8 protein-coding genes, 1 tRNA gene and 1 riboswitch are annotated in these 9,046 nt (G+C 45.8%); all 9 genes read right to left on the bottom strand.

The window, feature by feature from the left end; genetic code table 11:
• Positions 1 to 110: 110 nt before the first annotated feature.
• A complete protein-coding gene (gene thiH, locus KI742_RS22340; protein WP_213870890.1) occupies positions 111 to 1,223 on the bottom strand; it encodes a 2-iminoacetate synthase ThiH in 1,113 nt (370 codons plus the stop codon).
• Between the two features lie 34 nt (positions 1,224 to 1,257).
• Positions 1,258 to 2,025: a thiazole synthase gene (locus KI742_RS22345; RefSeq protein ID WP_009703039.1), complete on the bottom strand. Its 768-nt coding sequence runs from the start codon at positions 2,023 to 2,025 to the stop codon at positions 1,258 to 1,260.
• Between the two features lie 5 nt (positions 2,026 to 2,030).
• Positions 2,031 to 2,285 carry a sulfur carrier protein ThiS gene (thiS, locus tag KI742_RS22350; protein ID WP_005378804.1) on the bottom strand — a complete coding sequence of 85 codons (255 nt, stop codon included), beginning with the start codon at positions 2,283 to 2,285 and terminating at the stop codon, positions 2,031 to 2,033.
• A 38-nt stretch (positions 2,286 to 2,323) separates the two neighbouring features.
• Positions 2,324 to 3,097, bottom strand: a complete 774-nt coding sequence (locus tag KI742_RS22355) for a HesA/MoeB/ThiF family protein (RefSeq protein WP_213875008.1) — start codon at positions 3,095 to 3,097, stop codon at positions 2,324 to 2,326.
• Entirely contained in the window at positions 3,084 to 4,499 is a 1,416-nt protein-coding gene (locus KI742_RS22360; protein WP_285386139.1) for a thiamine phosphate synthase, read from the bottom strand. The genes KI742_RS22355 and KI742_RS22360 overlap by 14 nt, the downstream gene beginning before the upstream one ends.
• Positions 4,499 to 6,439: a phosphomethylpyrimidine synthase ThiC gene (gene thiC, locus KI742_RS22365; protein ID WP_285386141.1), complete on the bottom strand. Its 1,941-nt coding sequence runs from the start codon at positions 6,437 to 6,439 to the stop codon at positions 4,499 to 4,501. The genes KI742_RS22360 and thiC overlap by 1 nt, the downstream gene beginning before the upstream one ends.
• A gap of 163 nt (positions 6,440 to 6,602) precedes the next feature.
• Positions 6,603 to 6,701: riboswitch (TPP riboswitch) on the bottom strand.
• Between the two features lie 60 nt (positions 6,702 to 6,761).
• A complete protein-coding gene (gene crcB, locus KI742_RS22370) occupies positions 6,762 to 7,145 on the bottom strand; it encodes a fluoride efflux transporter CrcB (RefSeq protein ID WP_005378811.1) in 384 nt (127 codons plus the stop codon).
• Between the two features lie 123 nt (positions 7,146 to 7,268).
• The gene (locus tag KI742_RS22375; protein ID WP_285386142.1) at positions 7,269 to 8,648 is read right to left on the bottom strand and encodes a multicopper oxidase family protein; all 1,380 of its coding nucleotides are present in this window, start codon (positions 8,646 to 8,648) and stop codon (positions 7,269 to 7,271) included.
• Positions 8,649 to 8,892: 244 nt separating this feature from the next.
• Positions 8,893 to 8,969 (bottom strand) — tRNA-Trp (locus tag KI742_RS22380).
• Positions 8,970 to 9,046 lie beyond the last annotated feature (77 nt).

The following is a 9,046-nucleotide window of genomic DNA, read 5'->3' on the forward strand; positions in this document are numbered from 1 at the left end:
TAGAAGCTAGAAGCTAGAAAAAAGTAGAGGGTTGATGTTTTGCATCAACCCTCTTTTTTTACCTATGTTTCACGTGAAACATAACGATGACCAGTGGCTTTCTTTACTACTTAACCAGAATACGCCGAGTGCCAATCTCGCCATACTGGGTCAAAGCCTTTGGCTCGAATCATATCTTCCACAGAACCCGCGCTTCGTTCATCGCTGATCTCAAACTGCTCGAGTTCAACATCATCCATCGCATAACCACCAGGCTGAGTTTTCGATGCAGCAGACATACTGGTGATGCCTAACGGTAATGCATTGTCTCTGAACTTCGGTGATTCACGAGTCGATAATGACAACTCCACCTCAGGGTTCAACAAGCGATAAGCGCAAATCAACTGCACAAGCTGTTTATCAGTCATGACTGATTTTGGTTGGAGCGCGCCCTCACAAGGACGCAAACGCGGGAAAGAAATCGAGTAACGAGTCTGCCAATACGTGCGCTCAAGATAGTCCAAGTGCGCTGCCACATAAAAACAGTCGGTACGCCACTCTTCCAACCCTATCAATGCGCCAATACCAATCTTATCGATGCCTGCTTTTGCAAGACGATCGGGTGTATCCAATCGGTATTCGAAATCCATCTTATTGCCACGCAGATGGTGCTCGGCGTAAGTCGAAGGATGATATGTTTCTTGATAGACCATCACCGCATCTAAACCCAATGTCTTGAGCTCTGCGTATTCGCCTTGATCTAGCGGCTGCACTTCCATCGCCAAATAGTTAAAGCGCTTCTTAATCATCGGCACCATTTCGCGAAAGTATTTCATACCCACTTTGGTTTCGTGCTCGCCAGTCACCAGCAATACGCTATCAAACTTCATGCGCTTGATGGCTTCGACTTCTGCTGCCACTTCGTCCCGATTCAAGGTACGACGCTTGATTCTGTTCTCCATGGAGAAGCCACAATAGGTACAAGCATTGGCGCACAAGTTAGAAAGGTACAATGGAATATAAAGCGACATGGTATTACCAAAACGCTTGCGAGTTGCCGAGTATGACAGCTGCGCCATTTGCTCTAAGTACGCTTCAGCCGCTGGTGAAACTAGCGCTTTAAAGTCTTCCAAATCACGCTTGGGTTTATTCAATGCCCGCTCGACATCTTGTGCCGTTTTCGCGTAGATCGACATCGAAATGTCATCCCAATTAAGCAGCTTAAATTGTTCAACGAAGCTCATGTTTTCCTCGCTTAATAGCTAAACCAATCTAGGACTAAAGCTCATCTAGGAATGACGTCAGTGGACTCGACGCAACCGCATGAGAAACCTTACCAGCAAGTCCGGCTTCATAAGCCATACGCCCCGACTCTACCGCCAACTTAAATGCCCTCGCCATCGCAACGGGATCGCTCGAAGCTGCAATCGCGGTATTAACGAGAACGGCATCCGCGCCCATTTCCATCGCACGCGCGGCATGTGAAGGAGCACCGATACCCGCATCGACAACCACAGGAACATTAGCTTGGTCGATAATGATCTCTAGGAAATCGTGAGACACTATCCCTTTGTTGGAACCGATCGGTGCACCTAATGGCATGACCGCAGCACAGCCCACTTCCTCCAATCGTTTACACAGAACTGGGTCAGCATGACAATAAGGAAGCACAATGAAGCCTTCACGAACCAGTTGTTCAGCGGCCGCAAGTGTCTCAATTGGATCGGGCATCAAGTACTTCGGGTCTGGGTGAATTTCAAGCTTTAGCCAGTTTGTACCTAACGCTTCTCTCGCCAATTGTGCTGCAAACACAGCATCTTTAGCATTCTTTGCACCTGAGGTATTCGGCAATAAGTTCACGCCCGCTTGTACTAGCGGCAGCAAAATATCGTCTTGTTGGTCGTTAACATCCACACGCTTCAACGCCATGGTCGCAAGTTGAGAACCCGATACTTGAATCGCTTCTGCCATTAATCGGCTGTTGGCAAACTTCCCTGTTCCCGTGAACAGTCTTGATTCGAATTGTTTATCACCAATTTTAAGCATCGACTTTAACCCCCTGCGATCGCTTGAAACAAAGAGATGCTATCTCCCTGTGAAAGAACTGTGCTAGCCCACTCACTGCGCGGCACAACATTGTTATTAATTGCAAAAACACAGCCCATTTCAGGCAGCGCAAATTGACTAATGATTTGCTGTAGATTTGACTCACTGGCAACTTGATGTGACTGGTCATTGATGACAATAGTGATCACATCTAAGTCAGCAGCGGTCATTTGTGTTGTTTGTTGTTCTGATAACGTCATTGCTTCCAACTCTCTTAATTCTGCCTATTACTCGTAAACTAAATCTGAGCACACACTTGGCACTGTTTATCTTTACTTATCGCCATGGTTTGCCATTGCAGCTTCAATCCATCGAACAGGTGTAACTTGGCAGTCTCGACATGAAACTTTCCCGTCGCCAGTTTTTGAATTGCCGCTATCGCTTGGTAGTTGCCAAGTGTGCCCACCACCGGACCGACGACACCACTCTCACTGCACTTTTGCGTTTGCGGTAATTCGTCGAACGGATACAAACAGCGGTAACACGCTTTACTCTGCGCTTCTTGTTCACTTGGTGTTTGGTAATCAAAGACAGCGAATTGCCCTTGCCAACCAATTGCCGCCGCCGAGATGAGCGGCGTATTTTGCTCGAAACAAACTTGGTTAATGAGCTGACGCGTTGGCATGTTATCGGTGCAGTCGAGCACCACATCCGCTAGCATCACCTCAAGCTGAAGCTGTGCTTTGTCTAATCGCTTATTGAGGGCACGAATTTGAACCATAGAATTAAGGTCAGTCAGTTGCTTCACAGTCGCTTTTGTTTTCGCAACTTGGAGGTCTTGTTCACGATAAATGATCTGACGTTGTAGGTTACTGCTATCAACTTCATCGTCATCGACCACAACCAATTTACCAATACCCGCTGATGCCAAGTACAAACTCGCTGCGCTCCCTAACCCACCACAACCGATGATCAGCACATGCGATTTGCTCAAACGCTCTTGCCCGACTTCGGCAATTTCAGGCAGAGCGACTTGGCGCTGATAGCGAAGGAACTGCTTATCCGTGAGCATGCTCGCCTCTCTTGGTATGCGCTAATTTACTACTCTGATCAGTAAACGTTAGCTGTCTTTCATTCATCAGTTGTGCGAAGAACTCGATGACGGACTGAGGTGATTCTGCCAACGTAATAGCTCGCACAACTGCCAAACTAGAAACACCTGTTTGCCAAACTTGGTCTGCATTAGATTGGTCAATGCCACCAATCGCGACCGTCGGAAAGCCAAGCACATAGTCACTACCTGCTTTGTCTTTTGCAGGACGGAAAACCGACTCTGTGTTTGTATAAGGAATGCTATCAATCAGCTTTTGATACAGAGCCAAGCGCACCAAACCTTGTGGTTTCGATGGCATCTGTTTAGTGGTGGTTGGAAAAATATGCCCTAGCGCGATGTAACTAGGATGAATTTGTACGATGCGCAGTAGCTCATAATAACCATGAGTAGAAAGACCAAGACGAATGCCGGCTTTAGTTAGCTGAGCCAAATTCGATTCTTCTATGTCTTCTTGTCCCAGGTGAACGCCATAAGCGCCATGCTTGATTGCCAACTGCCAGTAGTCATTTATGAACACTTGTGCTTGATACTGACGACCTAGCTCAATTGCTCGAATGATCTGTTGTTCTAAATCGGCTTGTTGTGGGTTCTTTATTCGCAGTTGAATAGTGTTGATGCCTAGTGGCAGTAGACGCTCAATCCAAGCAACATCATCAACGACTGGATAGAGCCCTAGACTTTGCTTAGTTAGAGTTGGAAAGCTAACGCTCTCACCTTGTGCAGACCAACCAACTTGAATATCGAGTCGGTTATCCTCCAGTACAGGTGTGGGGAAATCATCAAATTGGTCAGCCCACTGAGTAGATCGTCCCTCATCAAGGTTGTCATTCAACAGTGTTTCACGTGAAACATTCGCTTGTTGAGTTAGGATTCCTCGAGCAAGTGTTAACGCATCTTCGATAGGAAAATCGAGTACTGTCAGCGTTACTATCCAAGCAAGGTGATGTTCGGGATCGAACATTGCGTTGAATTTGGACTTAACGGAAAGCGCTCTCACTTCGTTGTTAATTGGGTGACGCCAGATATCAAGCTGAAGCACTTTCTCCTTTTCATCGGATACCTGCGTATCAGCAATGCCAATATAAATCGCTTTCGACGGTTGCTTAGCACATGCTTCTATCGGTAAAGCAGAGCGGTAATAGAGCACAAATGAACTCTCATGCTCAGAGTCATAACCATCAATAAGGTCTGTCGTTATGTGCGTAGTCTGTTGGTCACGAACAAGCTGAATAGATTGAGTTGGGCTCACACCCAACTCAATGTCTTCAATGTTAAAACCCTGTTCTTTCGCCAACAACAAACATTGCTGAACTAAACCTGTCAGTTCAATCAATGATGACGGAATAAGGATTTTGCTCATTAGCCACTTACCTCGGCATGTGCTGCTGGGTGGTATAACTCAGAACCTGTATCTCTAAATTCTTGCGATTTCTGACGCATCCCCTCAAGAGGATCATCCAGCATTTTGATTGAGATAGCTTGGTCCGCAGCAACTTGCTCAGTATCTTTTGCGTACTCTCGTACCTCTTGCGAAATCTTCATAGAGCAGAACTTTGGTCCGCACATCGAACAGAAGTGAGCAACTTTTCCAGACTCTTGAGGCAAGGTTTCATCATGGAAAGCACGCGCGGTATCTGGGTCGAGCGACAAGTTAAATTGGTCTTCCCAGCGGAACTCGAAGCGAGCTTTAGAAAGCGCGTTATCACGAACTTGTGCACCAGGGTGTCCTTTCGCCAAATCCGCGGCGTGCGCAGCAAGCTTGTAAGTGATCATGCCTACTTTCACGTCTTCTTTGTTTGGTAAACCAAGATGCTCTTTAGGAGTGACGTAGCAAAGCATTGCACAGCCATACCAGCCAATCATGGCAGCGCCAATACCTGAAGTAATATGGTCGTAACCTGGAGCAACGTCTGTCGTCAATGGGCCAAGGGTATAGAAAGGAGCTTCATGGCAGTGCTCTAACTGTTCTTCCATGTTCTCTTTGATCATGTGCATTGGAACATGACCAGGACCTTCGATAATCACCTGTACGTCGTATTCCCACGCTATCTTGGTTAACTCACCAAGGGTACGAAGCTCTGCAAATTGCGCTTCATCGTTAGCATCAGCAACCGAGCCAGGACGCAGACCATCACCAAGAGATAGTGCGACATCGTACTTAGCACAGATTTCACAGATCTCTCGGAAGTGAGTATATAAGAAGCTTTCTTGGTGATGCGCTAAACACCATTTCGCGATGATAGAACCACCACGAGAGACGATGCCAGTAACGCGTTTTGCCGTCATCGGTACATAGCGCAGTAGTAAACCGGCATGGATGGTGAAGTAATCAACGCCCTGCTCTGCTTGCTCGATCAGAGTATCGCGCATCACTTCCCAGTTAAGGTTTTCCGCCACACCATTCACTTTCTCAAGCGCTTGATACATTGGTACGGTACCGATCGGAACTGGACTGTTACGTAGAATCCACTCGCGAGTTTCGTGAATATTACGTCCAGTAGAGAGATCCATAACGGTATCTCCACCCCAGCGCGTTGCCCACACTAGTTTCTCTACTTCTTCTTCAATCGAAGAAGTGACCGATGAGTTACCGATGTTGGCGTTCACTTTGACCAAAAAGTTACGTCCAATGATCATTGGTTCGGATTCTGGGTGGTTGATATTGGAAGGGATAATCGCGCGACCTTCGGCGACTTCTTTACGCACAAACTCTGCGGTAATGTCTTTTGGAAGATTCGCTCCAAAGCTTTGACCCGGATGCTGTTGATTCAGCACTTCATCGCGGTATTGAGCACGCCCCATATTTTCACGCAGGGCGATGTATTCCATTTCTGGGGTGATTATACCTTTGCGAGCATAGTGCAATTGGGTCACACAATGGCCATCTTTGGCACGTCGAATACGTGGTAGATTACCGTAACGAAGATCGTCTAGTGTTTCGTCTTCTAAGCGTTCTTTGGTGTACACCGAGCTTACTTCATCAAGTAGCTCAGTATCGGCACGCTCTTCAATCCACCCTTCTCTCAGCTTAGGTAAGCCGCTATAGAGGTCTATGGTGTGCTCTGGATCTGTGTATACACCCGAGGTATCGTAAACGCGTACTGGCTCATTAGGCTCGAAAATAGGCGCTTCTTTTGTGCCTCCAATAAGGCTATCAGCGAGTGATATTTCACGCATTGGCACACGAATATCTGGACGTGAGCCTTCTACGTAGACTTTGCTTGAATTGGGGTACGGTTGTACCGAGAGTGTATCAATGAACTGTTTTGCTTCCAGTCTCGCTTGTTTGCGACTCGACATAGCATTTTTCCTTGCTTTGTTATACTAGATAAAAAGTAATTGGATAAAAATGCTTGGCGGATAGATGCGACAAGAGGAGTCAAATTAAGGCTAGTTAAAGCTTACGATATTTGCCTGTAACAACATTCGACTTTTGATAGATCAACCAGAAAGAGCTCCGGTGTGAATATCTTCTCTTGTTCCCTTCGCAGATTCTAATCTGATCAGGTTCAACGGATCCCGAATTAACGGTCTCAGCCTTATGGCACTCCGACAAGTGATGTCAGTATATAAAAACGGCTTGGTGAAACCAAGCCGACCTGTTCAATTTTTAACTACTTTGCTAGCTGCGCATCAATAATTGAAAGCCTATCCACGCAGCTGAAATACTTAACACTACATTCAACAATACGTTCAACCCCATCTTAAAGAAAGCGCCCTGCTGCATAAGCAACACATTATCCATCGAGAAGGTGGAAAACGTCGTTAGTGCCCCTAAAAAACCCAAGCCAATCACTTGTCGCCAAGGTTCCGTTGCCAAAAGTTCATTATCGAAAGCTGCTATCAATAAGCCCATCATAAATGAGCCAACAACGTTAACGGTTAACGTACCATATGGAAAACCACGCCCCAATAAAATGACACAAAGTTCAGAAATTAAGTAACGAGAACATGCACCAAATGCACCACCCAATGCAATAAAACCCAAAACGGATAGTTGTCCCATAATTCCCCCAGAAAAGTTAATGGCGACATTGTAATCAAATTTACGGCAATAGTGATTATACAATCTTAGAATTCAGCAAAGTATAGCGCTTAAAACTTATCAAGATTTTAAAAGTTACAGGAGTCACTTTACTTCAATGTAACCCATCAAACCCGTCTTCATGTGTTCGATCACATGACAATGGTACATCCAACGTCCAGGGTTATCTGCAACAAATGCCGCTTTCGCACTGCCGTTTTTTCCAAGCAAGACCGTATCGGTATGGAACGGTTCGTCGAGTTTTTTTCCATCTAACTCAAGAACCGTAAATGTGTGTCCATGAAGGTGAATAGGATGATGATATTGGGTGACGTTCTTTAGGTTGAAGATATAGGTTTTTCCCATTTCCAATGTTGAAAGGGGCGCTGGAATATTATCTTTGCTCATTCCCTCCCAAGCCCGTTTGTTCATCAGCCAGAATTTAGGTATCGCTTTGCCCGATTTATCAGCAGGAGTGATCGCGCCCTCCCACTCAAACACATAATCGATTTGCTCTGCATTTTTCAAATCGAGAGCTGGCACAGGGTTGAGAGGTAATAAAGGCAGTTTCTGGTTGTTCGGCAGGTCAGACTCAACAACGTCAAACTCGCACAAAGGGAATGGGAAGCGTCCTTTCATTTGACGCACATAAACACGTTCTCCAACCTTCGGAGCAATCAATCCGATATCTAACCTCATTCCTGGACCAATTTTGTGCTGAGTGAGCTTATAAGGCGTTTTAACAGGATTACCATCTATAGCAATAACCCAAGCCTCTGCCCCTTCTATAGCGATCGGGTAAGTAATGGTGTTATCGACATTAGCAATTCTTAATCGCGTGGTAGCATTCTGCTTCAGCGTATAAACAGGTTCATGCACACCATTGACGCTACTCCACTCTCCGGGAGTCCCCATACGAGCGCTCAAGCGCGGTACCATAAGGTTCTTCCACTGACCTTGTTTGTCTAAATGCCAATGCTTTAGAACTATTTCCTGTTCTTCATCAAATAGAACAGGCTCAGCCTCTTCAACGATAATTAGCCCAACTAAGCCCATACCAAGTTGCTTAACGCTATTCATGTGGGGGTGATACCAAAACGTGCCTGCATCTGGCGGTGTAAATTCATAAACGAATGTTTCACCCGGCATGATAGGCGGATGGCTTAAGAAAGGTACACCATCCATTTCAATAGGGATTCTCAGACCATGCCAGTGAATTGTAGTTGGCTCTGAAAGCTTGTTGGTGAATCGGATAATAACTTTCTCACCTTGGCGACAGCGAATCGTAGGTGCTGGAATCGAACCATTAAACGCGAGTGCGTCTGTGTTAAACCCTGGGACCAATTCTGCAGTAGAAGGCTCTGCAGTGATATCGTATATATTTTGCCCCTTATTAGTACTCCGAGATAGAGAACATGCGGGTAGAACGGTAAGTGCGGAGATTGCTAAGGATGATTGAAGAAAGCGGCGACGAGATATATCCATACATAGTTACTCATTAATCCAGAACGGTTGAGTGTAACTAAATATAAATAGTGATTCCCCTTTATTATTAAAATTTCGGGCCACTGATCATTACAGCCAACAGTAGTTTCGTTCGTTCAGTAGATTAAATGCTGCCAAAGTACAGCAGAAAGCCATACTTACGGGATAAGAGTCGAAATAAGCTATAATAATGAGAAGAAACCAGATACAAAAAAGGCTCTGACCTAAGTCAGAGCCTGATATGTGGCAGGGGTGGAGAGATTCGAACTCCCAACACGCGGATTTGGAATCCGCTGCTCTGCCAATTGGAGCTACACCCCTATAGAATTTTCATATTCTAGATTTGACAAAACCTCGCATAAGCGAGGTTGTCGATATTAAGTGGCGGAGTGGACGGG

The organism is Vibrio sp. D417a (genome assembly GCF_030248595.1).
GTDB lineage: Bacteria > Pseudomonadota > Gammaproteobacteria > Enterobacterales > Vibrionaceae > Vibrio > Vibrio alginolyticus.

Bases quoted from the DNA above. Each gene is read 5' to 3' on its own strand.
- thiC (WP_285386141.1), bottom strand. From the start codon at position 6,439: ATGTCGAGTCGCAAACAAGCGAGACTGGAAGCAAAACAGTTCATTGAT.
- crcB (WP_005378811.1), bottom strand. From the start codon at position 7,145: ATGGGACAACTATCCGTTTTGGGTTTTATTGCATTGGGTGGTGCATTT.
- KI742_RS22355 (WP_213875008.1), bottom strand. From the start codon at position 3,097: ATGCTCACGGATAAGCAGTTCCTTCGCTATCAGCGCCAAGTCGCTCTG.
- KI742_RS22345 (WP_009703039.1), bottom strand. From the start codon at position 2,025: ATGCTTAAAATTGGTGATAAACAATTCGAATCAAGACTGTTCACGGGA.
- thiH (WP_213870890.1), bottom strand. From the start codon at position 1,223: ATGAGCTTCGTTGAACAATTTAAGCTGCTTAATTGGGATGACATTTCG.
- KI742_RS22360 (WP_285386139.1), bottom strand. From the start codon at position 4,499: ATGAGCAAAATCCTTATTCCGTCATCATTGATTGAACTGACAGGTTTA.
- KI742_RS22375 (WP_285386142.1), bottom strand. From the start codon at position 8,648: ATGGATATATCTCGTCGCCGCTTTCTTCAATCATCCTTAGCAATCTCC.
- thiS (WP_005378804.1), bottom strand. From the start codon at position 2,285: ATGACGTTATCAGAACAACAAACAACACAAATGACCGCTGCTGACTTA.